Annotated in this window: 22 protein-coding genes; 21 read left to right on the top strand and 1 reads right to left on the bottom strand. The window is 59.1% G+C overall.

What is annotated here, in order from left to right:
* Window positions 1-71: 71 nt before the first annotated feature.
* The 17 genes from F8N21_RS20250 to F8N21_RS20170 all read left to right on the top strand — a co-directional run bounded on the left by F8N21_RS20250 (window position 72) and on the right by F8N21_RS20170 (window position 21,806).
* On the top strand, window positions 72-848 hold the full coding sequence (locus F8N21_RS20250) for a TorF family putative porin (RefSeq protein WP_150643796.1): 777 nt from the start codon (window positions 72-74) through the stop codon (window positions 846-848).
* Window positions 849-1,555: 707 nt separating this feature from the next.
* Window positions 1,556-2,065 carry a sigma-70 family RNA polymerase sigma factor gene (locus F8N21_RS20245; protein ID WP_150643795.1) on the top strand — a complete coding sequence of 170 codons (510 nt, stop codon included), beginning with the start codon at window positions 1,556-1,558 and terminating at the stop codon, window positions 2,063-2,065.
* Window positions 2,062-3,012 (top strand): FecR domain-containing protein, encoded by a 951-nt coding sequence (locus tag F8N21_RS20240; RefSeq protein ID WP_150643794.1) that lies wholly within the window; start codon window positions 2,062-2,064, stop codon window positions 3,010-3,012. The genes F8N21_RS20245 and F8N21_RS20240 overlap by 4 nt, the downstream gene beginning before the upstream one ends.
* Window positions 3,013-3,283: 271 nt before the next feature.
* Entirely contained in the window at window positions 3,284-5,707 is a 2,424-nt protein-coding gene (locus tag F8N21_RS20235; RefSeq protein ID WP_150643793.1) for a TonB-dependent receptor, read from the top strand.
* Between the two features lie 342 nt (window positions 5,708-6,049).
* Entirely contained in the window at window positions 6,050-7,426 is a 1,377-nt protein-coding gene (locus tag F8N21_RS20230; RefSeq protein WP_150643792.1) for a diaminobutyrate--2-oxoglutarate transaminase, read from the top strand.
* Between the two features lie 290 nt (window positions 7,427-7,716).
* The gene (locus F8N21_RS20225) at window positions 7,717-9,501 is read left to right on the top strand and encodes an IucA/IucC family protein (protein ID WP_150643791.1); all 1,785 of its coding nucleotides are present in this window, start codon (window positions 7,717-7,719) and stop codon (window positions 9,499-9,501) included.
* A complete protein-coding gene (locus F8N21_RS20220) occupies window positions 9,494-10,714 on the top strand; it encodes a type III PLP-dependent enzyme (RefSeq protein ID WP_150643790.1) in 1,221 nt (406 codons plus the stop codon). Before F8N21_RS20225 ends, F8N21_RS20220 begins: the two co-directional genes overlap by 8 nt.
* Complete coding sequence (locus tag F8N21_RS20215) at window positions 10,711-12,138, top strand: DHA2 family efflux MFS transporter permease subunit (RefSeq protein WP_150643822.1); 1,428 nt, start codon at window positions 10,711-10,713, stop codon at window positions 12,136-12,138. The genes F8N21_RS20220 and F8N21_RS20215 overlap by 4 nt, the downstream gene beginning before the upstream one ends.
* Before the next feature lie 24 nt (window positions 12,139-12,162).
* Window positions 12,163-14,028, top strand: a complete 1,866-nt coding sequence (locus F8N21_RS20210) for an IucA/IucC family protein (RefSeq protein WP_150643789.1) — start codon at window positions 12,163-12,165, stop codon at window positions 14,026-14,028.
* Entirely contained in the window at window positions 14,022-14,795 is a 774-nt protein-coding gene (locus tag F8N21_RS20205) for an HpcH/HpaI aldolase family protein (protein ID WP_150643788.1), read from the top strand. Before F8N21_RS20210 ends, F8N21_RS20205 begins: the two co-directional genes overlap by 7 nt.
* A gap of 4 nt (window positions 14,796-14,799) precedes the next feature.
* Window positions 14,800-16,668: an IucA/IucC family protein gene (locus tag F8N21_RS20200; protein WP_150643787.1), complete on the top strand. Its 1,869-nt coding sequence runs from the start codon at window positions 14,800-14,802 to the stop codon at window positions 16,666-16,668.
* Window positions 16,658-17,581 carry an ABC transporter substrate-binding protein gene (locus F8N21_RS20195; protein WP_150643786.1) on the top strand — a complete coding sequence of 308 codons (924 nt, stop codon included), beginning with the start codon at window positions 16,658-16,660 and terminating at the stop codon, window positions 17,579-17,581. Before F8N21_RS20200 ends, F8N21_RS20195 begins: the two co-directional genes overlap by 11 nt.
* Complete coding sequence (locus F8N21_RS20190; protein WP_150643785.1) at window positions 17,578-18,567, top strand: FecCD family ABC transporter permease; 990 nt, start codon at window positions 17,578-17,580, stop codon at window positions 18,565-18,567. The genes F8N21_RS20195 and F8N21_RS20190 overlap by 4 nt, the downstream gene beginning before the upstream one ends.
* The gene (locus F8N21_RS20185; protein WP_150643784.1) at window positions 18,560-19,591 is read left to right on the top strand and encodes a FecCD family ABC transporter permease; all 1,032 of its coding nucleotides are present in this window, start codon (window positions 18,560-18,562) and stop codon (window positions 19,589-19,591) included. The genes F8N21_RS20190 and F8N21_RS20185 overlap by 8 nt, the downstream gene beginning before the upstream one ends.
* Window positions 19,592-19,603: 12 nt before the next feature.
* The gene (locus tag F8N21_RS20180; RefSeq protein WP_150643783.1) at window positions 19,604-20,395 is read left to right on the top strand and encodes an ABC transporter ATP-binding protein; all 792 of its coding nucleotides are present in this window, start codon (window positions 19,604-19,606) and stop codon (window positions 20,393-20,395) included.
* Entirely contained in the window at window positions 20,392-21,174 is a 783-nt protein-coding gene (locus F8N21_RS20175) for an IucA/IucC family C-terminal-domain containing protein (protein ID WP_150643782.1), read from the top strand. Before F8N21_RS20180 ends, F8N21_RS20175 begins: the two co-directional genes overlap by 4 nt.
* Window positions 21,165-21,806: an RraA family protein gene (locus tag F8N21_RS20170; RefSeq protein WP_412071656.1), complete on the top strand. Its 642-nt coding sequence runs from the start codon at window positions 21,165-21,167 to the stop codon at window positions 21,804-21,806. The genes F8N21_RS20175 and F8N21_RS20170 overlap by 10 nt, the downstream gene beginning before the upstream one ends.
* Here F8N21_RS20170 and F8N21_RS20165 read toward each other — a convergent pair.
* On the bottom strand, window positions 21,803-22,504 hold the full coding sequence (locus tag F8N21_RS20165) for an autoinducer binding domain-containing protein (RefSeq protein ID WP_191624365.1): 702 nt from the start codon (window positions 22,502-22,504) through the stop codon (window positions 21,803-21,805). The two genes, F8N21_RS20170 and F8N21_RS20165, sit on opposite strands and share 4 nt — an antisense overlap.
* Before the next feature lie 344 nt (window positions 22,505-22,848).
* On the opposite strand from F8N21_RS20165, the gene F8N21_RS20160 reads away from it, so the two are divergent.
* From F8N21_RS20160 to F8N21_RS20145, 4 genes are all read left to right on the top strand, one after another.
* Window positions 22,849-23,094 carry a hypothetical protein gene (locus tag F8N21_RS20160; RefSeq protein ID WP_150643779.1) on the top strand — a complete coding sequence of 82 codons (246 nt, stop codon included), beginning with the start codon at window positions 22,849-22,851 and terminating at the stop codon, window positions 23,092-23,094.
* A gap of 652 nt (window positions 23,095-23,746) precedes the next feature.
* Window positions 23,747-24,016 carry an HPr family phosphocarrier protein gene (locus F8N21_RS20155; protein WP_150643778.1) on the top strand — a complete coding sequence of 90 codons (270 nt, stop codon included), beginning with the start codon at window positions 23,747-23,749 and terminating at the stop codon, window positions 24,014-24,016.
* A gap of 969 nt (window positions 24,017-24,985) precedes the next feature.
* The gene (locus F8N21_RS20150; protein WP_150643777.1) at window positions 24,986-25,231 is read left to right on the top strand and encodes a hypothetical protein; all 246 of its coding nucleotides are present in this window, start codon (window positions 24,986-24,988) and stop codon (window positions 25,229-25,231) included.
* A 301-nt stretch (window positions 25,232-25,532) separates the two neighbouring features.
* Window positions 25,533-25,803 (top strand): PAAR domain-containing protein (locus F8N21_RS20145; RefSeq protein ID WP_150643776.1); only part of this gene is annotated, 271 nt, incomplete at its 3' end.

Below are 25,803 nucleotides of genomic sequence, written 5' to 3'. Positions count from 1 at the left end.
GAGCGTCGACCGGCTGCTCCTACAAAAAAACCTGAAAACCTGCACATCCCCATAAAAACAAGAGAACCGCTATGAACGCTTTATCTGTCTTCGTGCTTGCCGGCCTCACCTTGGCGCCACTGCTCAATGCCCAGGCGCTGGAACTCAGCGACACCTTCACCCTGACCATTGCGCCCGTGCTGGTCAGTGATTATCGCAGTAGCGGCATCTCGCAAACCCAGGGCGATCCTGCCGCGCAACTGGCAGTCACCCTCAGCCACTCCAGCGGCGTGTATGCCGGCGTCTGGACTTCGAATGTCGATTTTGGCTACGACTCCAGCACCCGCCAGGAGCTTGAGTACTACGCCGGCTATTTCTGGCAAATCAGCGACGACATCAGCCTGGATACCTTCTATACGAAGTACGACTTCCCTCGTGAAAGCCAGTACAACCAGAGCGATATCCAGTCCACCCTGGATGTATACGGTGTTCTGCTCGGCGGCAAATACGCCAACAACATGAAAGGCCCGGACTACGAGGATGAGCAGGGCAATTTCCAGAAGGGCAAAAAAGACGAAGACTTTTCTTCGGTGTTTATCGGCTACCGCACGGTCCTGCCTGCTGAAATTGGCCTGGAAGCGCGCTATGAGTACGTTGACTACAAGGACGAGGTGTTCTTCAGCGCCAACGGCAACAGCCGCGCCGGCTACCGCGATTGGGAGATCAAGCTCAGTCGTGACCTGGTCGGCATCACCTGGGGGTTGAGTTACATCGATAGCGACCTGTCGAAAGCCGAGTGCCTGAGCTTCACCGGTTTCGACGACCTGTGTGGCGCAACGCTGGTGGCCAGTGCTGGCAAGACGTTCTAGGGGATACACCCACAAGAGCGCAGGTGCACACGGTCGGCAAGGAGCTGTGTAGGAGCTGTGTAGGAGCTGTGTAGGAGCTGTCGAGTGAAACGAGGCTGCGATCTTTCCAGTTCCACTTGAGTCCCAAGCGAAAGATCAAAAGATCAAAAGATCGCAGCCTGCGGCAGCTCCTACAGGGGATTGCGGACAGCCAGGACATTGCAGGTTTACGCAACCGGCGAGGGAAATCCACGACATTGCAGGTGCACAGGGTCGGTGTGGGATTGGCAGACACCCACAAGAGCGCAGGTGCACACGGTCGGCGGCGTAGGAGCTGGGTAGGAGCTGTGTAGGAGCTGTGTAGGAGCTGTCGAGTGAAACGAGGCTGCGATCTTTCCAGGTCCACTTGAGTCCCAAGCGAAAGATCAAAAGATCGCAGCCTTCGGCAGCTCCTACAGGGGATTGCGGATCTTTTCTGCGGGCACCACCGCCGCCAGGATCAAAAGATCGCAGCCTGCGGCTCCTACAGAATTTTGTCCCTCATCCAAATCCTCCATTCGCCAACAGCACCAACCCCGAAGGACCAGTGCTTTCAGGAGCAAAGGCTTATCCCCGCTCCAGCCCTTGCGACCCCTCCCGGCCAATGAATACATAAAAGAGCTTGGTTTATCACAGTGTTACTAATTAGAATGAATCTCATTTAAATTATTCCTTGGCGGTTTCCTGACATGAGTGATACTGCGATGCCGACGGAGCAAACCCTCCACGACCTGTACCGCGACCATCGTGGCTGGCTGGAGGGCTGGTTGAGGCAACGCATGGGAAACGGCTGCGATGCGGCGGACCTGAGTCAGGATACGTTCATGCGGGTTCTCGCCAGTTCCCAGCGGATTGCCGACTTGCAGGAGCCACGGGCGTATTTGCTGACGGTGGGCAAGCGGCTGCTGAGCAATTTCTACCAGCGTCGCAGCCTGGAGCAGGCTTATTTGAATGCGCTCGCGCTGTTGCCTGAGGACAGTGCGCCGTCTCCCGAGGAGCGCTGGGTGCTGCTGGAAACCCTGCAAGTACTGGACGAACTGCTCGACGGGTTGCCGACAGCGGTACGCCGGGCATTTCTCTGGAGCCAGCTGGAAGGCCTGGGGTATCAACAGATCGCCGAGCGTTTGCGGGTGTCGGAACGCACGATCAAGCGCTACATGGCGCAAGCCTACGAGCATTGTCTGCTGGTGGCGCTGTGATCAATCCGCCGCCTTCGGCCGAAGCCCGCCAAGTAGCACGGGCTGCCGCGCAGTGGCTGGCATTGCTGGAATCCGGCGGCGCCAATGAACAGGATCGAGCCGCGCTGCAGCACTGGCGCGACAGTTGCGCCAGTCACGAACAGGCCTGGCAGAAGGCTCAACTCTTGCGCCAGCGCTTTGCCGCGCTGCCTTCGGCCCTGGCCATGGGCAGCCTGGACCGCCCGGACTCGGGGCGGCGCAAGCTGCTTAAACGCGCCTTGGGCGCGGCGGTGCTGGTGCCGACCGCCGTGCTGCTCAGTCGGCAATTGCCCCTGGACGCCTGGCGCGCCGACCTGCACACCGCCACCGGGGAGCGCAAGCAGGTAGTGCTGGCCGATGGCAGCACCCTGCATCTCAATACCGCCACTGCCGTCAATGTCGATCTGCCGAGCCGGCGCCTGACGCTGGTAGCCGGCGAAATGGCGCTGAAGGTGTCAGGGGCGTCACTGTTAACGGTCCAGACCCACTACGGACAGGTTATCGTCAGCCAGAGCGAGGTCTGTGTTCGCCAGAATAAGCTCGGCTGCCGGGTCTTGGTGCTCAACGGCACGGTGCAATTGCGGCCCTTGAAAGGGCCGGCATTGACGTTGCGCAGCGGTCAGCAGGTCAGCCTGCTGGCCGCCGGCGCAGGGGCGGTGGAGCCATTCGATGTGCTTGCGCCGGGTTGGCGCGAGGGCGTGCTGATGGCGCAGAACCAGCCGCTGGGGGAGTTCTTGCGCGAGCTGAGCAGCTATCGACCGGGCGTGCTGCGCTGGGAACCTGCGCTTGAGTCGCTGCGGGTCACCGGTAGTTTCCGCCTCGATGACACCGATCGTATTCTCTCGCTGCTGGCCGCCAGCCTGCCGCTGGAGGTGCATTCGCGTACCCGTTATTGGGTCACGCTGCTGCCGCGAAAAAATACTGTCTGAAGCCTGCCGGTCAGTTAACGCGACGACGCGGTCCGTAGCAGCTGGCGGAGCCTGCGTTCGGCTGCGCAGCAGTCGCAAATCATGCAACCACGATCAACCTGTAACACCACAGCGCCTGATTTTACGACCGCTACGCGGCCGAACGCAGGCTTCGCCAGCTGCTACGGGGAATGTGTGAAGCTAGAAATTCCTGGTATTTGTCTGAAGCCTGTCCCCTTTTTTCGCTTCGCTTGTCATTCAAGGCAGTGAAACGAAATCAGAGAGATTCTCAATGCCTCCATCGATGCCCTGCAGTACGCGTCTGGCTTCTTCCAGGCTGCGCCCGTTGTTGCACCTGAGTCTGCTGTTGAGTCTGGGTACCTGTCCTTTATTTGTTGCGGTCAGCTGGGCCGAAGACAGCCCTCGGCGCAGTTACCAGGTGCCCGCCGGTAGCCTCAGCGCCGCGTTGACCCGCTTCGCCGGATTGGCCGGGGTCAACCTTTCGCTGGACCCGGCGCTGGTCAGTGGTCGCAACAGTCCCGGGCTTTCCGGGGAGTACGCGGTCGAGGAGGGCTTTAGCCGGTTGCTGCAAGGTTCCGGTCTGCAACTGCAGCCGGTGGGCGAACAGGCGTACACCCTGACCCCGGCGCCAGAAAGCGGCAGCCTGCAACTGGCTCCCACCTCGATTCTCGGTGCCACTGACTCGGCGCACGGCGAGCCGTATGCCGGCGGCCAGGTCGCGCGCCGCAGTTCGCAAGGCTTGCTGGGCTCGAAAGACTTCATGGAAACGCCGTTCAGCGTGACCACCTACACCAGCGAGGCGGTCAAAAACCTCCAGGCTCGTACCTTGGGCGACCTGATCGCCAGCGATCCCTCGGTTCGCGCCACCAACCCGGCGGGTGGGCGTTATGAGCAGTTCACCATTCGCGGGTTGAGCCTGTTCAACAGTGATGTCGCCTACAACGGTCTCTACGGCGTCCTGCCGACCTATACGATCGACATGGAAATGGCCGACCGCGTCGACGTCATCAAAGGCCCGAGCCAGCTCATCAACGGCATCTCGCCGCGGGGCAGCGTCGGTGGCGGGATCAACGTGGTGCCCAAGCGCGCGACCGACAAGCCCATCACTTCGTTTACCGGTATGTACGCTTCCGACAGCCAGGTCGGTGGTGCCGTGGATGTCGGCCGGCGCTTTGGTGAAGACAACAAGTTCGGCCTTCGTTTCAACGGCGTGAAGCAGTCCGGCGACACCGAATGGGATCACCAGAATGTCGACCGCGAGATGGCCGTCCTGGGCCTGGATTTTCGCGGTGAACGCCTGCGGCTCTCGACGGATATCGGGCGCACCGAGCGTGATACCGACGCCCCGCAGGAACGCGTGCAGGTCGGCCCCAACGCGCGGGTTCCGCATGCCAGCGATGTGCGCCACAACTATGCGCAGCCCTGGAGCAAGGCGAGTACCAACGACACTTTCGGCACAGTGAACGGTGAATTCGACGTCAACGATTCCGTCATGCTGTACGGCGGTGTGGGCGCGCGTAAAAGCAACCATGACTTTCTCCGGCATGCCGTTTCGGTCACCAACGACGCTGGCGATTTCAGCGTTCAGCCACGTGACTTCACCCGTGACGAAAATGTCCGGACGGCCAACGCGGGGGTGCGCAACTGGTTCCATACCGGCCCGGTGAGCCATGAAGTCAACCTGGCCGCCAGCTATTTCTACATGGACTTCGAAAATGGCGGCGCTCGTTATGGGTCGGCCCCAAGCAATATCTATGACCCGGTGGTAACACCAACGCCCAGCATCCAGACGCGAAAGGATCCGAAGGTCTATACCGAGAACCGCTTCAGTGGCGTGGCGTTGTCCGACACCCTGGGTTTCTTCGATGACCGGCTGCTGCTGACCCTCGGCGCCCGCTGGCAGCGGGTGAAGGTTGACGACTGGGCGGATAATGTCAAAGGCGCCACCGCCTACGATGAGGAAAAAGTCTCGCCGTCGGGCGGCATCCTGTTCAAGGCCACCGATAAGCTGTCGTTGTATGCCAACTACATGGAAGGCCTGAGCCAGGGCAAGATCGCACCATCGACCTCGGTGAACGAGGACGAGATCTTCCCGCCGTTCATCAGCCGCCAGGTCGAGGTCGGCGCCAAGTATGACGCCGGTGCGTTCGCCGTCACCGCCGCGGTGTTCCGGATCAAGCAGCCGGCCTACGAGACCAACGCCACGACGCGCGTCTTCGGCCCGAACGGCAAGCGTGAAAACACCGGTGTGGAACTGAGTATGTTCGGTGAACCGCTCAAAGGTTTCCGCCTGCTCGGCGGTGTCATGTACATCGACAGCGAGTTGCACGAGACCACCAATGGCACCTTCGACGGCAACCGGGCGCCTGCCACGCCGAAATACAACGTCAACCTGGGCGCCGAGTGGGACGTACCGGGCGTACAGGGCCTGACCCTGACCAGTCGCGGCCTCTATTCCAGCTCGCAGTTTCTGGACCAGTCCAACAACAAGGAAATCGATTCCTGGGAGCGTTTCGACGTGGGCGCACGTTACGGGTTCAAGGTCGACGAAAAGGACATCACCCTGCGTGCCAATGTCGAGAACGTGGCGAACAAGGCCTACTGGAGTTCGGCCGGGGCCTCGGATGACAGCGAGCCTGGCTTGACGCTGGCGACCCCGCGCACCTTACTCCTTTCGGCGACCGTGGACTTCTGATACGCCCATACAGAGTCGAAAATTTGCTGCCTGCGGGTCGCCTTATGGCGATCCGCAGGACAGGCATAATCGACAGAGTTCAATGATGTTACTTTGCAATCATCTGTTTGCTTAAGTTGTAATGATCATCATGAAATAAGGAATTATTACTGTAGGTAATTTCCTTATTTGATGATGAACTTTTCACCAAATACCAAGTCCGCGACTTGGTTTTATCTGTGCCCGGATTATATCCGGGAGCCCGCTAATTGTTTTGAAACATGCAGTTAGTTCGGAAATTCCTTGCCATATGCGATTGATAATGATAATAATTCCGCTATGGATCTTATCAGGAGTCGACCTATGTTTAGTGAAAGCTTATTGCATTCTGCTCAGCTTCATCGAAATAACGCCGACTATCTGGCTCGTCAAGGCAAGTTCGAATCCAATGTCCGCAGCTATCCGCGCAAACTGCCATTGGCGATTGCCAAGGCGCAGGGTGTATGGGTAACGGATGTTGAAGGAAAGACCTATCTTGATTGCCTGGCCGGAGCTGGCACTTTGGCATTGGGGCATAATCACGATGAAGTTGTGACGAGTATCAACAACTTCCTGGCCTCGGGAATGCCCATGCATACCCTCGACCTCACGACCCCGCTGAAAGATGCTTTCAGTGAAGCACTGCTGGCCTTGTTGCCGGGCAATGGGCGCGACTACTGCCTGCAGTTCTGCGGGCCGTCCGGCGCCGACGCAGTAGAAGCGGCGCTCAAGCTGGCGAAAACCGTCACCGGGCGCAGCAACATCATCAGCTTCTCCGGTGGCTACCATGGCATGACCCATGGAGCGCTGGCGGTGACCGGCAATACCGGGCCGAAGAACGCCATCCACACCCTGATGGCGGGCGTTCAGTTCCTGCCGTATCCCCACGAATACCGCTGCCCGCTGGGCATTGGCGGGGACGCTGGAGTACAGGCCCTCAGTTACTACTTCACGCAGTTTATCGAAGACGTCGAAAGCGGTGTTTCCTTGCCCGCAGCGGTGATCCTCGAAGCCATCCAGGGCGAGGGCGGTGTGAACCCCGCGCCAATCGCCTGGTTGCGCAAGATTCGCGAAGTGACCCGCAAACACGGGATTGTGCTGATCGTCGATGAAGTGCAGTCCGGCTTTGCCCGTACCGGCGACATGTTTGCTTTCGAGCAGGCCGGCATCGAGCCCGATATCATCGTGATGTCGAAGGCCATTGGTGGCGGACTGCCCCTGGCCCTGCTGGGGATCAAGCGCGAGTTTGATGCCTGGGCGCCGGGCAACCATAGCGGCACCTTCCGCGGCAATCAGATGGCCATGGCCACCGGCATGGCGACCCTCAGGGTCCTCCAGGAACAGGATCTGCCGGCTCAGGCCGCACAGCGCGGCGGCTGGCTGAAACAGCAGCTTATGCTGTTGCAGCAACGCTATCCGGCACTCGGACAGGTACGGGGCCGCGGGTTGATGCTGGGGATCGAAATTGTCGACGAGCGCCAGACACCGGATGGGCTGAACAGCTTCCCGATGGATGCCGCGCTGGCCGCAGCCATTCAACAACACTGCTTCAAGCAAGGCTTGTTGCTCGAACGCGGCGGACGTAACGGTAATGTGGTGCGCCTGCTGCCTCCACTGATTATTGACGATGAACAGTGTGGCCTGGTTATCGCCCGATTCGAGAAAGGGCTGACTTCGGCCCTGGCACAACTGCGGGCGTGATGATTGTTGCTGCATAGCCAGCTCAACTAATGGTTTATCGAAACAGGCCGCTGCTATTCAGTACAGCCGGGCTATTGGCTAATGCTTTTCTGCGTATCGGCTCTGTAAGACAAAGATGACATGCACGTATTAATTCCAGCGCCCACGGATCGAAACTGAGTTGTATTTATCCGTTCGAGATAGAAGTAGGCGTGGGGATGGCACATTGATTTTCGATGGTATTAAAAGGCCACTTAGTCTTCACCGCTAAATAGCGTACCGGTGTCCTCAAATGCTACTGCGGAGCAGAAATGAATAATCCCGATCGAGCAATTTTATCCAGGATAGTCAGTGAGTCGGCGACAGCCCATGCCTTGCTTAATTGCCTGATAAAAGAGTTCGCACTACCCGAAGACTGCCTGAGTTATACCTGGCCGCTGGATATGAATGGTATTGCGCCAGGAAGTTATTTCGATGGTGCCGACCTGAAGGGCATACCGCTGACCATCAGCCTGCCCAACCAGCAGCAATTTTTTGTCCTGGTCGATCGTCGAGACCTGCTCGGCAGTCATCGTTATCTGTCCGATGTCTATGCCCGGCAGGCAAACGACTCATGGCTGTGCCCGGATTTCCCGGCGTTCGCCGAACAGTTGCTGACCGCCTGCGAGTACATGACCAGCGCCTGTAACGATGAGTTGATGAATCAGATCCTGCAGAGCCAGGGCCTGACCGCAGACATAGTCCGGCACAATCTGGCAGCGAAGTGCCCGGATCCGCTGAGCAGTTATCTGGCCAGTGAACAGGGTCTGTGGTTTGGCCACCCGAACCACCCTGCACCCAAGGCGCGGCTGTGGCCGGAGCATCTGGCACAGGAAACCTATGCCCCGGAATTCCAGGCGCGCACCCCGTTGCACCTGTTCGAAGTGCCGCTGCAAGGGCTGAGCATCGGCGCCAATGGCCTGAGCGATGCGCAGGTGCTGGCCGGTTTTGCCGATCAGGACCAGGCCAGGGCAGGGCACGCCATCATCTGCATGCATCCGGTGCAGGCAGAGCTGTTCATGCAGGATGACCGCGTGCAGCATCTGCTGGAGTCCGGCGCCATTGTCGATCGCGGCGCCACGGGGCTGATGGCCAATCCCACCGCGTCGATCCGCACCTGGTACATCGAGGGCCATGAGTACTTCATCAAGGGCTCGCTGAATGTCCGCATCACCAACTGCGTGAGGAAAAACGCCTGGTATGAACTGGAAAGCTCGCTGATTATCGACAGGCTGTTCCGGCAATTGCAGCTCACCCAACCCGAGACCCTCGGCGGGCTTTCGGTGGTGGCCGAGCCAGGCCTGTTGAGCTGGGCTCCAGAGCACGCCAGCGAAGCCGATGGCAACTGGTTTCGCGAGCAGACCGGGGCAATCCTGCGGGAGAATTTCTGCCTCGATACCGGTACCGACTGCAGCATCATGGCCGGCACCTTGTTCGCCCGCGGCCTGCATTTACGGCCGCTGGTGCATGAATTCCTGCAGCGCTTCAACGGTAATGACATCAGCGACAAACTGCTGTTGAGCTGGTTCAGCGACTACCAGGCGCTGTTGCTGCGGCCGGTGCTGGCGCTGTTCTTCAATCATGGCATCGTGATGGAGCCGCATTTGCAGAACAGTGTGCTGAACCATGACAACGGTCGTGCGCAACAGCTGCTGCTGCGGGATTTCGAGGGGGTCAAACTCACCGATGAACTGGGTATCTCGCGGATTGATGCCGATATTCATCCGCGGGTGCGTCAATCGCTGCTCTATTCCCGCGAGCAGGGATGGAACCGCATCGTGTACTGCCTGTTCGTCAACAACCTGTCCGAGGCCGTGCTGGCCCTGAGCTGGGAACGCCCACACCTGGCGCCGCTGATGTGGCAGCAGGTCGAGCAGCAACTGGTGAGCATCCGCGCCGAGTTGAGTGGCGCCGCGCCCGAGCTGGACGCACTGATCGCCGGCCAGCCGATTGCCTGCAAAACAAACCTGAAAGTCCGTCTGGCGGCCAAGGCCGATCGCCAGGCCGGCTACGTCACTCTGGTTTCCCCGTGGGGCAAGGCGGCCAATCATGGATAAGCTACCCGCAGCGGTGCTGGCCGCGATTGATCAGGCACGGGGGCAGCATGAAGACCCGCTGGCGATGTTCATCTACGATCTGGATGCGTTGAAACAGCACGTCACTCAAGTGATGGCGGCCTTGCCCGCGGGTGTCGAGCTGTACTACGCCATCAAGGCCAACAGCGAACCGCAAATCCTCTCGGCGCTGGCGCCGCTGGTGGATGGTTTCGAGATCTCCTCCGGCGGTGAAATCGATCGCCTCAAGGACTGCCCGACGCCCAAGCCGTTTGTCTTCTCCGGCCCCGGCAAACTGGATTCCGACCTGCGTGCGGCATTGCAGCAGCAGGTCGAAGCCATTCACATCGAAAGCCTGAATGAAATCGTGCGTCTGCAGCGCCTGGCGCAGGAGGCCGGGCGGGTCCAGGCGGTCTATCTGCGGATCAACCCTGAACTGCCGCCAGCATTTTCCAGCAAGCTGGCGATGGCCGGCGTGGCCACGCCGTTCGGGATCGATGAGTCGGAGCTGGCCCTGGCGGTGCAGCAGGTCGAGAAGGCCAGCCATCTGCTGCTCAAGGGCTTTCATGTGCATGCGATGTCCCATCAGCCGCTGGTGGAACGCCATGAACAGTTGCTCGATTTCTACCTGCAACGCTGGTCGCAATGGAAGGCGCTGTCGGCTAACCCTGAGCAGATTACCCATCTCAATGTCGGCGGTGGCATCGGGGTCAATTATCTCGGCGCGCCGCAGTTCGATTGGCAGCGGTTGTGCGCGCACTTGGGGCAGAGCCTGGCGGCCTGTACCGATGCGCCAATCGTGCGCTTTGAACCCGGTCGTTTCATCAGCGCCTTCTGCGGTTACTACGCCATTGAAGTGCTGGATATGAAAGTCAGCCACGGCAAGCACTTCCTGGTATGTCGTGGCGGTACCCACCAGTTCCGACTGCCGGTGGCGCAGGGGCATGATCACCCGGTCATTCATCTGCCCAGGCTTGCCCGAACGGCGCCCATGGTGGCGCAAGCCTGGACCATCGTCGGCCAGCTCTGCACGCCCAAGGATGTGCTGAGCCGCGATTGTCCGCTCAGGGGCGTCAGCATCGGCGACATGCTGGTGCTGCCGCTGGCCGGGGCCTATGGTTACAACATTTCCCATGCCGATTTCCTCTGTCATCCACGGCCGCCGCAACTTTTCCTTGGAGCAACACCAGACACAGGAGTCACGCAGTGCGATTGACGGTAACAGCGCCGCGCTGGTTGGTAGTGGTCAATGTGCTGCTGGGCACGCTGACGGTGAGCCTGAACAACAGTTCGCTCAACCCGGCGCTGCCGGCGTTCATGAGCGCCTTCGATATCGGTCCGCTGCTGGCCACCTGGATCGTTGCGGCGTTTATGGTGAGCATGGGCATGACCATGCCGCTGACCAGTTTTCTCGCCCAGCGAGTGGGGCGCAAGCGCCTTTACTTGTGGGGCGTGGCGCTGTTTGTGTGCGGATCGCTGCTGGGGGCAATGGCCAACTCCATCGCCTTGGTGATTGCCGCGCGCGTGGTGCAGGGCATTGCCAGTGGGCTGATGATCCCGCTGTCGCTGGCGATCATCTTCTCGGTCTATGCCAAGGGCGAGCGGGGCAGGGTCACCGGTTTGTGGGGGGCGGCAGTGATGCTGGCGCCGGCGCTGGGGCCCTTGTGCGGCAGCCTGATGCTGGAGTGGTTCAGTTGGCGTTCGCTGTTCCTGATGAATGTGCCCATAGGCGTCGTCGCGCTAATCCTCGGCATCGGCGTGCTTCCCGCCTCCGAAGCGAGCGAGCGCAAGCCTTTCGACCTGGCAGGCTACCTGCTGATCGCCACAGGCATCGGCTTGCTGATGGTCGCCATCGGCCGCCTGCGCCACGCTCAAGCGCTGCTCGATCCACTCAACCTGGGCATGTTGCTGGTGGCCATTGTGTGCCTGGTGGCGTTTGTGCGGCTGGAACTGCGCCGGCCGGCACCGCTGCTCAACCTGCGGATCTTTGCCCTGCGTGGTTATCGCCTGAGCGTGATTATCGCCGTGGTGCAGTCGGTGGGCATGTTCGAGTGCCTGGTCTTGCTGCCGTTGCTGATTCAGCTGGTGTTGGGCTACAGCGCTATCTGGACCGGCCTGGCGCTGCTGTGTACGGCGGTGTTCGCCAGTCTGTTCGGGCATATCGGCGGCAAGCTGCTGGACCGTCACGGCCCGCGCGGCGTGGTGTTCTGGGGGCTGCTGCTGACCGGCGGCTCCACCCTGGCAATGGGCATGCTCGGTAGCGAGGCGACGATCGGGATGATCTTTGTCCTGATGATGGTCCGCGGCGCCGGGCTGGGTCTGTCTTACATCCCCGTTACCACCGCCGGGCTCAATGCACTGCCAGAGCCGATGGTCACCCAGGGCGCGGCGATGAACAACATCTCGCGGCGCCTGGTGGCATCGCTGGCCATCGTGATCGCCTCGCTCTGGCTGGAGTTTCGTCTGGCTGGCGTGGCGGGAGGCGCGACTTCTCAGGCCGGCACCCTCGGGGCCATCAGCGAGGTTTTCATCGCGACCGGCATCCTGATCCTGCTGGCCTTGCCCTGTGCCTGGCGTTTTCCGGTCCGCACCGGCGACGAGCCGGCGCAAGCGCTGCCAAAGGCCATCGAACAACCCTGAATTTTTGACTTGTAAGGTATCAACATGACCACCTCTTCACCCGCAACACAGCAGACCCCGGGTTCCGCTTCAGGCTTTTGGTTGGCCAATGCCGACGCCCGACACTACCAGCAAGTCGAACAACGCGTGGTGGGGCAACTGCTGCAAACCCTGCTGTACGAAAATGTGCTGGCGTACCGTCATTCACCCTTGGCGGACAATCAGCAGCACTTTATCGTCAGCGCTGTCGACGCGCAGCAGCAGAGCGTGGAGTACCACTGCAACGGCTTGCTCAGCGCCAGCTTTGAGCTGATCCGCCTCGATTGCGCCAGCCTGGAACGCGTGGATGCCGCGGGTGTGCGCAGCAAGCCGCAGCTGCATCAGGCGTTGGCCGAGCTGTTGAGCGAGCTTCAGGACAGTGCGCATCTGCCGCGGTTCACCCATGAACTGGAGCAGACCTTGCTCAAGGATTTGCAGTCGCGCAGCCAGCATTACCGCGCGGCGAAACCGGCTCATGAACTGGATGTCGATGCGCTGGAACAGCATTTCATGGACGCCCACAGCTATCACCCTTGCTACAAGTCGCGCATCGGCTTTTCGCTGGCGGATAACGCTCGTTTCGGGCCGGAGTTCGGCGCGCCGATCGCCATTGTCTGGCTGGCGGTGGCCAAGTCCTGCGGGGTGATGAACCATTCGCGGCACTTGAGTTTCGACGCCTTTATCCAGCAGGAGTTTGGCCCGCAACGCTGGCAGCAGCTGTCCACGACCCTCGCCAGCCAGGGCAAGGCACTGGATGATTACTGGCTGATCCCGGTGCATCCATGGCAGTGGGAAAATACCATTGCGCCGACCTTCTACCCCGAGTTGCTGAGTGGCGAGCTGGTCTATCTGGGAGAATCGGATGATCGCTATCAGGCGCAGCAGTCGATCCGCACCCTGGCCAATGTCAGCGAAAAACAGCGGCCCTATGTGAAGCTGGCGCTGAGCATCACCAACACCTCGAGCACGCGCATCCTGGCCCGGCACACGGTGATGAACGGGCCGATCATCACCGACTGGCTGCAGCAGTTGATCGCCAGCGACAGCACGGCGCGGGACCTCGGCTTCGTGATCCTTGGCGAAGTGGTTGGCGTCAGCTTCGATTATCAGCACCTGCCCACCACGCGGATGGCCCAGGCCTACGGCACCCTGGGAACCTTGTGGCGCGAAAGCATTCACCAGTATCTGCAGGACGATGAGCAGGCGGTACCCTTCAACGGTTTAAGCTCCGTGGAAAATCGTTATGCGCAGGCTGAGCAGAAACCCTTCATCAACGCCTGGATTGCCCAATACGGCCTGCAAGCCTGGACTCGACAACTGTTGCAGGTCACGGTCCCGCCGATCATTCACATGCTGTATGCCGAAGGTATCGGCATGGAGTCCCATGGACAGAACATCGTTCTGATCGTCAAGCAGGGATGGCCGCAACGCATTGCGCTGAAAGACTTCCATGATGGCGTACGTTATTCGCCGCAGCATCTGGCGCGCCCCGAGCTGTGCCCGACCCTGGTGCCGCTGCCCGCCAGCCACGCCAAGCTCAACCGCAACTCGTTCATCCTCACCGACGATGTGAATGCGGTACGCGACTTCTCCTGTGATTCGTTCTTCTTTATCTGCCTGGCCGAGCTGGCGATTTTTCTGCATCAGCAGTACCAGCTTGAGGAAGCCACGTTCTGGCAGATGACGGCCGAGGTGATCCTCGGTTACCAGGCCGAGCACCCGCAGCACCAGGCGCGTTACGCGCTGTTTGATGTGTTCGCGCCTTTCTATGAAGTGGAAGAGCTGACCAAGCGCCGGCTGTTGGGCGATGGCGAAAGCCGGATCAAGGCCGTGCCTAATCCACTGCATGCTTTCCGGCCGCAAGCATGCTGAGGACTAATCAACTCAAGGTGAAACTCGGTGCGGGGGAGTCGGCTTACGGCCTGATCAGTTCGATTCCTTCGCCAGCGGCCATTGAGCTGATTGCCGAAGCCGGATTCGATTTCGTGATCATCGATATGGAACACGTGTTGATCAATCCTGAAACCGTGGAGAACATGATCCGCACCGCCGAGAGTTATGCGGTCACGCCACTGGTGCGGGTGGCGGATCTCAATCCGAAAACCATGCTGCGCCTGCTCGACGGCGGGGCCCAGGGCATCGTTCTGCCGATGATCGAGTCGCCCGAACAGCTTGCCGAGAGCATTCGCGCCTGCAAATACCATCCGCTGGGCAGTCGCAGCCTGAATGCCGGGCGCCCCGGGGCATTCGGCAAGCACAGCCTGGCCGAGTACATCGGTCTGGCCAACGCCCAGATCATGCTGGTGGCGATGCTCGAAAGCGCCGAAGGGGTGCGCCGCGCGGCGGAGATTGCCGCGGTGCCCGGCCTGGACATGATCCTCGAAGGCGCTGCCGATCTGTCGCAATCGCTGGGCATGCCCTGGCAGATCGACCAGCCGCAAGTGCAGCAAGCATTGCTCGCCAGTTGGCAGGCGGCCGAAGCTGCGGGCGTACCGTACTGCGCCATTCCACGCCAGCCGGGTGACCACGAACGCTGGTTGGCTCGCGGCGTGAAAAGCTTTGTTTTGGGGGACGAACGCGGCATCGCCTTTCGCGCCCTTCAGGCCAGACTGGCCACCATTTCAGTAGAAGGAAAGTAATCGAATGAACCTCAGCACAATGGCCGCCGATAAGGTGATGCAGGATCTGCTTGATTGCTTGCTGGCAGAACATTTTTTCGGCACTGAGCCGCTGCACCTGGTAACGCCTGCGCAATGGCAATCAGCTCACCAACAGACTCCGCCCTTTACTGGCCTCGGCGCCGGGCAAGGTATCTGGGAATGGTCCTGCGTAGCGGATGAGCCGCGTTTTATCCTGGTTGCCCTGCGTCCCGGCATCACCCAGCAATGGGAAAAAGTACCGGGGACACCGGTACTGGCCCGTGAGGGCGACAACCTGACGACGCTGTCACCGGAAGACTTCATGACCCTGGTATTGGCCGGGATGGCCGAGCGTTACCCGGATAATGAAAAGGGCTTCGCGCTGTTTCAGGATGTACTGCGCACCAGCGTTCAGCAAACCGGGTTGTCCCTGACCCATAAGGTCGACACCGAACGCTTGCTGGAAAAGAACAATTGGGATTTCTTCCTGACGATGGAGCAGTGGGCTTCGCTGCGCGATCGTCCCTACCATCCATTGGCCAAAGCCAAGCAGGGGTTGAGCGAGACCGAGTATCAGCACTATCAGGCGGAGTTTGCCCGGCCGGTGGCGCTTAACTGGGTCGCCGTAGCCAACACCCTGCTGCAATGCGGTGACGGCGTTGCGGACGTGCAGCAGAGTTATCCCGCGCACTACCTGTTGCCGCAGGCGCTGCAAGCCAGTCTGCAACAAGAGATGCAGGAGCGTGGCATTGCCGACAGCCATATCGCGCTGCCGGTTCATCCATGGCAGTTCGAGCACGTGTTGCAAGCGCAACTCGGTGCTGCGTTCGCCAAGGGTGACTGCCAGCGCCTGGACTTCACTGAAGGCGATTTTTTTGCCACCTCGTCGTTGCGCTCGATGGCGCCCTGCTTCAACAGCGCCGATTACCTCAAGTTGCCGATGGCCATCTATTCACTGGGTGCCTCGCGGTACTTGCCCGCGGTGAAAATGATCAATGGCGGCCTGAGCGAGACGCTGCTGCGCCAGGCGCTGGGCAAGGATCAAATCCTGCAACAGTCGCTGCACCTGTGTGACGAGAGCAAATGGTGGGCGTTCATGCCGCCAGACGCCACGCTGTTCGATGAAGCGCCGCGGCATCTGGCGGCGATGGTGCGCGGCTATCCGCCTGCGTTGCTGGAGGATGCCGATTGTCGCCTGATACCCATGGCCGCGCTGGCCACGCCGTTGCCCGACAGCAACCGGCACTTCTTCGATGACTGGATGGCCTACCGCAACCTGCCGGCCGATGCCACGTCGGTGATGACGCTGTTCCGCGAACTCTGCCACAGCTTCTTCGACATCAACCTGCGGATGTTCCGCCTCGGCATGCTCGGTGAAGTTCACGGGCAGAATGCGTTGCTGGTATGGAAAGCGGGTTATGCCCAGGGCCTGCTGCTGCGCGATCACGATTCATTGCGCATCTACGTGCCGTGGCTGGAACGCAGCGGCATGGCCGATCCGGTTTACCGACTTAAGAAAGGCCACACCAATACGTTGTATCATGAGCGCCCTGAAGATTTGCTGTTCTGGTTGCAGACGCTGGGAATTCAGGTCAATCTCCGCGCGATTATCGATACGCTCGCGCAGATCTATTCACTGCCCGCCACAACGTTGTGGACCGCAATGGGCGAGGTGCTGAACGAGCTGATCGACACCATTGATTTTGACGCTGATGTCCGGGCCATGCTCAAGCAACAGCTGTTCGAGTCTCCACACTGGCCACAAAAGCTCCTTCTGACACCGATGATCGAACGTGCCGGCGGCCCTGGCAGCATGCCGTTTGGCAAAGGCGAAGTGGTAAACCCCTTTCACAGGCTGACTCGTGAAGCATGAAAACCCGCTAAAACCCTCCAGGCGCACGTTGTTGCGCCTGTCTCTGGGCCTTTTGGCCTTCAGGTCATTGGCACCCAAGTTCGCGCAGGGGGGCGTTGCCCCTTTGCGGGTGATCACCCTATTTCAGGGAGCTACTGACAGCGCCGTCGACTTGGGGGTAATCCCCTGCGGCGTAGTCGACTCCTGGAGTGAAAAACCGACTTATCGCTATTTGCGCAAGGCGTTGGAGCATGTGCCCCATGTCGGGCTGGAGACTCAGCCCAGCCTGGAAGACATTGTCTTGCTCAAGCCGGACCTGATTGTCGCCTCGAGTTTTCGCCACCAGCGCATAGCGCCGCTACTCGAGCAGATCGCCCCGGTGCTGATGCTGGAGGAAGTGTATGAATTTAAAAAAACCCTGGCCCTGATGGGCGCAGTAATGAACCGTCAGCAGGAGGCCATGAGTCTTTTGGCGCAATGGCAGCAACGGGTTGCGCAATTGCGCCAGCAACTGCAGGACAAATTTGCCGGACGCTGGCCACTCACGGTGTCGATTCTGGATATTCGTGAAGACCACATCCGCAGTTATCTACCCGTCAGCTTCGCCGGTTCCGTGCTCAGCGAACTGGGCTTCAACTGGAGTGAGGCTAGCCGGGAAGCGAAAGGGGTGTCGCTGAAACTCACCAGCAAGGAGAGCCTTCCGGTGGTGAATGCCGAGCTGTTTTTTATTTTCATGCACGGCTCGAGCGCGGCGGTGCAGCGCAACTATGAAAGCCTGGTGCGGCACCCGCTGTGGCAGCAAATGCGCGCGCCGCGGGAGCATCAGGTCTGGCAGGTCGACGGCGTGGCCTGGAGCCTGTCGGGCGGGATGCTCGGGGCGAACCTGATGCTCGACGATATTGCGCGCATGGCAGCAGCGGATACGGCTTCATGAGCAAGGGTTTGAAACTGGGGTTCGCGGCGATCGTGCTGCTGCTGTGCAGCGGCTTGAGCCTGGCCGTCGGCGCAACCTGGATTCCGCTGTCGCAGGTAGCCGCGGCCTTTGTCGATCCGGATGCCTTGAGCGCCAGTCATACGTTGGTGACCACCACGCGCCTGTCCCGGACCTTGATGGCCATCGCCGTGGGTGCCAGCCTGGCGGTGGCCGGGGCATTGATGCAGGCGCTGACCCGCAACCCGCTGGCCTCTCCCGGGCTGTTTGGGGTCAATGCCGGAGCGACCTTCTTTATCATCCTGTTTTCCTCGATCTTCTCGCTGTCATCACCGGATGCCTGGCTGTGGTGCGCATTTCTCGGTGCCGCGGTTGCCGGTTGTCTGGTGTGGCTGATTGGCAACATGGGGCAGGGCAGTCTCAGCCCGCTGCGCATCGTGCTGGCCGGCGCGGCGATTGCCGCGCTGTTCTCCGCCTTCAGCCAGGCGCTGCTGGTGGTCAATCAGGATGGACTGGACACCGTGTTGTTCTGGATGGCTGGCTCGCTGACCGAACGCAGCCTGTCGATCGCCGCGCCGCTGCTGATGTGCAGTGTGTTCGCGGTGCTGGGGTCACTGTTGTTGGCGGGGCAGGTGAATGTGCTGAACGCCGGGGAGGAGATCGCTACCAGCCTCGGCCAGCGCACCGGCTTGATTCGTCTGTTGCTGAGCGTGCTGATTGTCTGTCTGGCGGGCAGTGCCGTGGCGTTGGCCGGCAGCATTGGCTTCATTGGCCTGCTGGTGCCGCATATGGTACGCAAAGGGTTGTCCATCGATCATCGCTGGCTACTGCCGGGCTCCGCGTTGCTCGGCGCGATCCTGCTACTGCTGGCCGATACCCTGTCGCGGGTGTTGATTCTGCCCCAGGAGGTGCCGGTGGGCGTGATGACCGCACTGTTTGGCGCACCGTTCTTTATTCTCCTGGCCCGGCGTGGAGGTCGTTATGGATAAGGTGCTGACCTGGCGCCGTGGCGGATTTTCCCGGCGGATCAATCTATCTACCTTGTCGCGGCTGGGGCTGGCGCTGGCGATTACCTTGCTGGTGGTCCTCGGTTCGCTCTCCTTGGGGAAAGTCACGTTGTCGCCGCTGGCGGTGCTGCGGATTCTGTTCTCCAGCGAGGACCCCAGCCTGACGTTTATCGTCGAACAACTGCGTTTTCCGCGGATTGTCCTGGCCGCGCTGGTCGGTGCCGCGCTGGCGATCTCCGGGCTGATCCTGCAAGGCATCATCCGCAATCCGCTGGCGTCGCCTGATCTGCTGGGCATTACCAGCGGTGCCAGTGCCGCTGCGGTGCTTTACTTGTCGTTTTTCTCCGTGGCCCTGGGCCAACAGTTCCTGCCCCTGGCGGCGATGCTCGGTGCGGGGCTGGCTACGCTGGCGATCTATCTGTTGGCCTGGAAGCAGGGCTCATCGCCGCTGCGGCTGGTGTTGATTGGGGTGGGCGTCTCGGCGATGTTGACGGCCGCCACCACCTTCATCCTGGTATTCAGTCCGCTGACCACCACGCTGTCGGCCTACGTCTGGCTGACAGGCAGCGTGTACGGTGCCAGTTGGCCCGAACCGCTGGCGCTGGCTGGCTGGTTGCTGGGGATCTTGCCGCTGTTGGTGCTGCTGGCCCGTCAGGTGATGGTGCAACAACTGGATGACAGTCTGGCCCAGGGCATCGGTGTGCGGGTCCAGTGGCTGCGAGCCGGGTTGTTGCTGGTGAGCGTGGCGTTGGCCGGTGCGGCCATTGCCTGGGGCGGGGCGATTGCCTTTGTCGGCTTGATTGCCCCGCATATTGCCAAACGCCTGGTCGGGCCCGGTTTCGCCGGGCAGGCAGTGATGGCGGCATTGGTCGGGGCGATCCTGGTGATGTTCGCGGATCTGGCCGGGCGCACGTTGTTTTTGCCCCTGGATCTGCCAGCGGGAATTTTTGTCGCGGTGCTCGGCACACCGTTCTTTCTCTATCTGTTGATCAAGCAGCGTCATTAAGGAATCCAACGCATGACGTCGATTGCAAGTCGCGGCCTGACCCTGAGTTATCAGCGCCAGGTGATTATCGATGAGCTGGACCTGCAACTGCCCAAGGGCAAGGTCACGGTGCTGATCGGCAGTAACGGGTGCGGCAAAAGCACCTTGCTCAAGTCCTTTGCCCGATTGCTCAAACCCACTCAAGGCTCGGTGATTCTCAACGGCGTGGATATCCAGCACAAATCCACCGCCACCGTGGCCCGTGAGTTGGCGATTCTGCCGCAGATGCCCACGGCGCCGGAGGGCATTAGCGTGCGCCAGTTGGTGGCCCTGGGTCGTTACCCTTATCAGAGCTGGATGCAGCAGTGGTCGGCTGAAGATGAAGCCATGGTCCAGCGTGCGCTGACCCAGACAGGGTTGGAAGCGCTGGCCGATCGGCCGGTGGATGCGCTGTCCGGCGGGCAGCGCCAGCGTGCATGGATCGCCATGACGCTGGCCCAGGACACTGGCATCGTGTTGCTGGATGAACCAACGACCTTTCTCGACCTGGCGCACCAGATCGAGGTGCTGGACCTGCTGCGCGACCTTAACCGGCGCGAGAACAAAACCATCGTCATGGTGTTGCACGACCTCAATCTGGCCTGTCGCTACGCCGACCATATGGTCGCGGTGCATAACCGCGGTGCCTTTGCCCAGGGGCGGCCCGAGGAGGTCTTGACCGAGTCCTTGGTCAAGACGGTGTTCGACCTCAATTGCCGGATTATCCCCGATCCGTTCTTCGGGACCCCGATGTGCATTCCATTTGGCCGGGAACTGCCGCAATGAGTCTGGCCCGCCATTTCACTGCGCAGGAGTGGGCAGTGCTTAGCGCAGGGCTGCGGCTGAAGGAATCGGCAGAGCGCGATCCGCTACGCTCGCTGACCGCTCGGGACTTGTTGCAGGAGGAGGTCTGCGAGCGTCTGCTGGATGAGCTGACGCCCGTCATCGGCTCACCCTCGCGCAAGGTCACCGCCTCGTTGCTGGGCAAACGCCTGTCGTTTCTGGCCACCGGCGCCTGTCTGTATGCCATGTCGGTGTACGACAAGGGGCTGCTGCTGTCGCTGGACAACACGGTGATCGAATACGGGCACGACGAAGGCCTCTGGACTTCCTCGATGCCACTCCATCAAGCGCTGCCTTTTGCCTATGCAACCGGTGAACGCGATGCCTGGCGCGAAGCCATTGTGCACTCGCTGTTTGCCGGATTGCTGCAGCCGCTCTGGCAAACCTTTTACAGCGTCAGCGGCATTTCCCGGCGTATCTTGTGGGATAACACCGCAGCTCGGGTGTATTCGCTGTATGAAAAACGCATGGCAAAGATTGAGGATCCGCGGATACGCGAGCGCCATGAAGCGGATTTCAGCTGGCTGCTGACTCAGGCTACACCTGCCTTGTTTGGCCTTGATTACAATCCGCTGAACCATTTTCGCCGTCCACCCACGCTGGTTGACGATGGCCAGCGCAGCATTCGCTTTCGGCGAACCTGTTGCTTCTATTATCTGGCCAGCGACCCCGTTGAATACTGTTCGACCTGTCCATTGTTACGTCCAGGGAAATGCCGATGAATGCCCGGAGAAAGCCGCGCCAACGGCGGGTCAGCGATGAACTGCTGGGCGAGTACCGCAAGATTGCTTCATCGACCATTGGCCATCTGACGGCGAGTGGTTACCTGCGGGGCATCAAACCGCTGTTCAACGACATCCGCATGGTCGGCAATGTCGTCACGGTTAAAGTCTTTACCCCCGATGGCAGCATTCTGCGTGACGCACTGCTGCTCAGTCAGCCGGGGGACGTGCTGGTCATCGAGTGCGTGGGCGATGCTGAATGTGCCTGTTGGGGCGAACTGCGCACCCTGGCCGGATTGATCAAAGGGTTGGCGGGGGTAGTGGTCTGGGGTGCGGTCACCGATGTCAGCGCATTGCGTCTGCATAAACTGCCGGTGTTTTGCCGCGGGGCCAGCTCCTTCACCACCCGCAGCCTGGGCTTGCAGGGAGAGGTCAACCAGCCGATCAGCGTCGGCGAGGTCCGGGTTGCACCTGGGGACATTGCCATCGGTGACGATGACGGGGTGTTTATCCTTGATCCACAAACGGCCCAGGCCTTGCTTCCCGAGCTGTTGGTCAAAGAGGAAATGGACCAGGTCCGCCGGAAGGAATTCTTGCAGAGGCTGAATGCGACAGGGGCGAGATTGATTTAAAGCAGCCGTCTATTGACCGCCTGTATCACCGCCGCCATTTTGTTTTTAACGCCCAATTTGCGGATCGCACTCTGAATATGGAAGTTCACGGTGCGTTCCGACAGTTCGATAATAACGGCAATTTCCGCCGCGGTTTTGCCTTCGGCCGACCATTTGAGCGTTTCTCTCTCCCGTGGCGTCAACAGAATCGGTGGGCGCCACGTGGTCAACAGGCTTTGCGCCAACAGCGCGTGGGTTCGATAGGTGAGCCACAACATCGATCCGGCTTTTTCATAAAAATCCCGGGGAGTGATGACCTGGCTTCGGGCGAAGCAGAAAATGCTCATGATGCCGCGGTGATCGTGTACGGGTTGGGAGAAGCCATGTTGCATTCCAAAGTGGCAAAGATCGTCCCAGAGCGCCGGAAGGGCAGCGAACAACGACCTTGACCACAGTACGGGTAGCACCGAGCGCAGGCAGTGCTCAATCACCGGATTGCCCTGGGAGCCGTGTTGCTGCTTGAAGTGTTGGTTCCATGTTCCAGGAAAGCTATTCCTCACAAGTAGCGCAGGTGCAGTGGGGTTGGCTGGAGTCATGACAAACATCGAGCAGTATTCAAAACCGAATTGCGCGGCAGATAACTGAAAATCTTCGAAAATAGTATTTTCAGGGAGCTCTGAATCCCTGTGTGGCACTTGATCGATTGCCCAGCAGCCCATCGCTATCACCCTCTTCGGAGTTTTCCTACGGATTGGATCCGTTTCCATAGTAAGAAAAAAACCGAGGCTATAGGGGCTTTTGTTACAAAAATAAAGAAATGGCGATCTGTAAGGTATTTTTCAATACGCGCGCGGTGACATCGATTTTCGTTATCGAACTCAAGTAATGCTCAGAAAATAGTGCTTGGGACCTGTCAATCCTGACAGTAGACAATCACCGCGTGTTCCGGGAATCTGCCAGTGGGAACGGCGCGAGCCGGTGGATTCGGCTTTGTTCTCGGTTTTGCGCCATTGCAAACAGGTCGCAGCCAATAGGGAAGTTCGAATGAACGAAGGAGTGAGGAATGGTTGTCGATGACATTCTGGCGATGGGCGACATGATGCGAGCCTGTTTTGTGTTCCAGCAATTTATGGATGACTCCGTTACCGCGGCTCAGTCACATCGCCCGTTGGTGATCAGCCAACAACGCGCGCAAGAAATACAGGCCGCTACCGATTTATTGCGTCAGGCGCTGGGAGTGCTTGAGCCTAAGATACAGGCAGTACTGGAGCGAGCCCGGCAAGCTGAGGCGCTGGTGAGCAGGTCATGAGTGAGGCTGTTTCAGGACGCCAATCCGGTCCAAGGACTTTCCATCGTTCGCCGATACGCCGCAACGGCGACGAGGGCATCAGGCCAATCTCGCCTCAATGGGGAGCCCACAGAACTCGGGAAAAAAATCGTACGCTAAGGTTTTCCGACCTGTCGTAACGGCCTGAATTTCCCATTTCCCATTTCCCATTTCCCATTTCCCATTTCCCATTTCCCATTTCCCAGCTTGCGGCTCTGCCGCCAAACGTACTCGCCAGATGTTCAGGCAGGCGCCGGCTTATAGTCCCGCTGGGGATGTAGGGCTTATGTTGGTTTTTGATTCCATGGCGCTGCCCCCGAGAAGAAGCCTGAACAAAGACCTTGAAAGGGCTGGTCCTTACTACCCGATGTCCGGCCCGGTTCCGCTGCAACAATACCGAGCGTTCAAGCGTGGTAAGGATAATGACGCACTCTCTCTTGCTTACAACCAGACAGTCTAAAAAATGAAATGTAATAGCAAATGGTACTAACTGACTGTCAACTTTTACAGTATCGACAACAGACGAAGTAAGCTACAAATATTTCACGATTAAAGCACATAAAGTTGATGCGAATTCTTTATAGATAAAAACCAAAAGACTTTCTCTTATTTCTGCAGAATCAGAGGTGAGCACATGTTTAAAAAAGAGGTGATTATAGTTAGCGAGTCAGGCCTGCACACACGTGCCAGTGCCGAGCTGAACCAATTGGCTAATAAATTTGAGAGTGCCGTTTGGATCTCCCGTGAAGGCAGAAAAGTTAATGCAAAATCCATCACGGACCTCATGACGCTAGGAGCAGGCGTAGGCGCTACACTTTCAGTAGAAGCGAATGGTGATGACGAGAGAGAATGCGTGGATGCAATAAGCAGACTAATACAAGATGAGCGTGGTGAAGTTGGTTGAAATCACTAGGCTAGGGACCATATCCGAAAATCACGTACTTAAATCTAACCAAGTTGGTTGGTCGCGGAAAGCAAAAATTTTTAACTTGGTTCGCGGTGATATGTGCAAACACATACCCATGGAGAAAAGACGCAGCCCGAATGAGTCGTGACGTCAAATTCTCAGGTGTCCACAGCAACGTATTCGCCAGCACGCCACGAATAGCAATGCTTTGGCCGGCCTTGATCTACTGGGTACTCGCAAGTGTCTTGGCGCACCTGCAGAACCGCCTGGACGCAGGGGCAATCGATATGACTAGGTGTAACGGCTTACAATCGAAAACAGCCGTGCTCGCATTCAACGCATTTGTTGGCTCAGATTAACTGCAACTGACGGAGCCCTTTGGTTCACATTAGCTGCGAGCGAGCTTGCATTCAGCCGTGTCGGCTTGCATTTCATTGGCTCGGGCTCAAATTATTTGCGACTGATCGGCCATTCATCAAACGAGGGCTTGTTGGACGGTGGAAGGTGGAAAAACCGTTACGTACGATTTTTTCCGAATTCTGTAAGCTCCCCTATATGCGGTGTACCTGGTAGAACCGGCTTGCAGATTTTAGGGCCGCTGCGCACCCCAGCGGGGGCAAGCCCCCTCGCCACAGGTGCGATGTTCATCTGAAAAACCGCATCGACCGCAAAGAGGCCTCTATATTGTCCGGGAAGATACCTGATGCGAGAAGGCCTTCAACGCATTAGCAAGGGTCACAGGCATCCGGCACGTACTTCTGTCTTTGTCTTTGCACACGACCAACTGGTATCCATATGCACAGAGTGAGTCCTTTCCTTTCAAGTAGAAATCAAAATGCATTTTCACCGACACACGTTGCACGTCTGTGGTGTGCATCTTGACAACAATGGTGTCATAAAGAAAAAAGGGGATTCTGAATTCAGGTCGAGCCAATCGGGAAGTTCGAATGAACGAAGGAGTGAGGAATGGTTGTCGATGACATTCTGGCGATGGGCGACATGATGCGAGCCTGTCTTGTGTTCAAGCAATTTATGGATGACTCCGTTACCGCGGCTCAGTCACATCGCCCGTTGGTGATCAGCCAACAACGCGCGCAAGAAATACAGGCCGCTACCGATTTATTGCGTCAGGCGCTGGGAGTGCTTGAGCCTAAGATACAAGCAATACTGGAGCGAGTCCGGCAGGCTGAGGCGCTGGTGAGCAGGTCATGAGTGAGGCTGTTTCAGGACGCCAATCCGGTCCAAGGACTTTCCATCGTTCGCCGATACGCCGCAACGACGGGTCTGATTACGGGACCTGAACAAAAGCGCTACCGCTTACTGGCGAGCGGGTAACCAGTATCAAGCGATGCTGGTGGTTAATCGCTCCTCACCGATGCTGCCAAAAATTACTGGCCATCGGCTGCCTGATTGCAGAATCGACCTACACCAGGCAAAGAAATATCTGATTTATCTCCCGCATCGCCTTACCTAGCGTGTTCGTCCCTGCAGATAAAACAAGGACATAGACCGCATGAGGCGCTATCACATCACCGTCGGGGCTAAAACCACCGTCGACGGCACCGTGCGTACCGGCTGGGAGTGCAGCACGATCAATGGCCTGGCCATGGCCCGCGAAGGCGATGAAGTCTATTGCCCGGAATGCGACAGTACCGGGGAGATTGCCTGCGACGGCCCGCACCTGGTGGACCTGCTGGATGGACGCCACGCCGCCCTGGACGGCGACCTCTGCAGGTGCAAGTGCGACCCGCCGCCGCGCCTGATTGCCAACCAGACCCTCAGGT

The sequence above is a fragment of the Pseudomonas fluorescens genome (assembly GCF_902497895.1).
Lineage (GTDB): Bacteria > Pseudomonadota > Gammaproteobacteria > Pseudomonadales > Pseudomonadaceae > Aquipseudomonas > Aquipseudomonas fluorescens_BP.
This window is presented reverse-complemented; position numbering and strand designations above follow the sequence as displayed.

Excerpts from the sequence above, each read along its gene's own strand:
- F8N21_RS20220 (WP_150643790.1), top strand. The coding sequence starts at position 9,494 with ATGGATAAGCTACCCGCAGCGGTGCTGGCCGCGATTGATCAGGCACGG.
- F8N21_RS20150 (WP_150643777.1), top strand. The coding sequence starts at position 24,986 with ATGGTTGTCGATGACATTCTGGCGATGGGCGACATGATGCGAGCCTGT.
- F8N21_RS20175 (WP_150643782.1), top strand. The coding sequence starts at position 20,392 with ATGAGTCTGGCCCGCCATTTCACTGCGCAGGAGTGGGCAGTGCTTAGC.
- F8N21_RS20185 (WP_150643784.1), top strand. The coding sequence starts at position 18,560 with ATGGATAAGGTGCTGACCTGGCGCCGTGGCGGATTTTCCCGGCGGATC.
- F8N21_RS20205 (WP_150643788.1), top strand. The coding sequence starts at position 14,022 with ATGCTGAGGACTAATCAACTCAAGGTGAAACTCGGTGCGGGGGAGTCG.
- F8N21_RS20170 (WP_412071656.1), top strand. The coding sequence starts at position 21,165 with ATGCCGATGAATGCCCGGAGAAAGCCGCGCCAACGGCGGGTCAGCGAT.
- F8N21_RS20245 (WP_150643795.1), top strand. The coding sequence starts at position 1,556 with ATGAGTGATACTGCGATGCCGACGGAGCAAACCCTCCACGACCTGTAC.
- F8N21_RS20235 (WP_150643793.1), top strand. The coding sequence starts at position 3,284 with ATGCCTCCATCGATGCCCTGCAGTACGCGTCTGGCTTCTTCCAGGCTG.
- F8N21_RS20190 (WP_150643785.1), top strand. The coding sequence starts at position 17,578 with ATGAGCAAGGGTTTGAAACTGGGGTTCGCGGCGATCGTGCTGCTGCTG.
- F8N21_RS20155 (WP_150643778.1), top strand. The coding sequence starts at position 23,747 with ATGTTTAAAAAAGAGGTGATTATAGTTAGCGAGTCAGGCCTGCACACA.
- F8N21_RS20165 (WP_191624365.1), bottom strand. The coding sequence starts at position 22,504 with ATGGGCTGCTGGGCAATCGATCAAGTGCCACACAGGGATTCAGAGCTC.
- F8N21_RS20210 (WP_150643789.1), top strand. The coding sequence starts at position 12,163 with ATGACCACCTCTTCACCCGCAACACAGCAGACCCCGGGTTCCGCTTCA.
- F8N21_RS20160 (WP_150643779.1), top strand. The coding sequence starts at position 22,849 with ATGGTTGTCGATGACATTCTGGCGATGGGCGACATGATGCGAGCCTGT.
- F8N21_RS20225 (WP_150643791.1), top strand. The coding sequence starts at position 7,717 with ATGAATAATCCCGATCGAGCAATTTTATCCAGGATAGTCAGTGAGTCG.
- F8N21_RS20230 (WP_150643792.1), top strand. The coding sequence starts at position 6,050 with ATGTTTAGTGAAAGCTTATTGCATTCTGCTCAGCTTCATCGAAATAAC.
- F8N21_RS20250 (WP_150643796.1), top strand. The coding sequence starts at position 72 with ATGAACGCTTTATCTGTCTTCGTGCTTGCCGGCCTCACCTTGGCGCCA.
- F8N21_RS20200 (WP_150643787.1), top strand. The coding sequence starts at position 14,800 with ATGAACCTCAGCACAATGGCCGCCGATAAGGTGATGCAGGATCTGCTT.
- F8N21_RS20180 (WP_150643783.1), top strand. The coding sequence starts at position 19,604 with ATGACGTCGATTGCAAGTCGCGGCCTGACCCTGAGTTATCAGCGCCAG.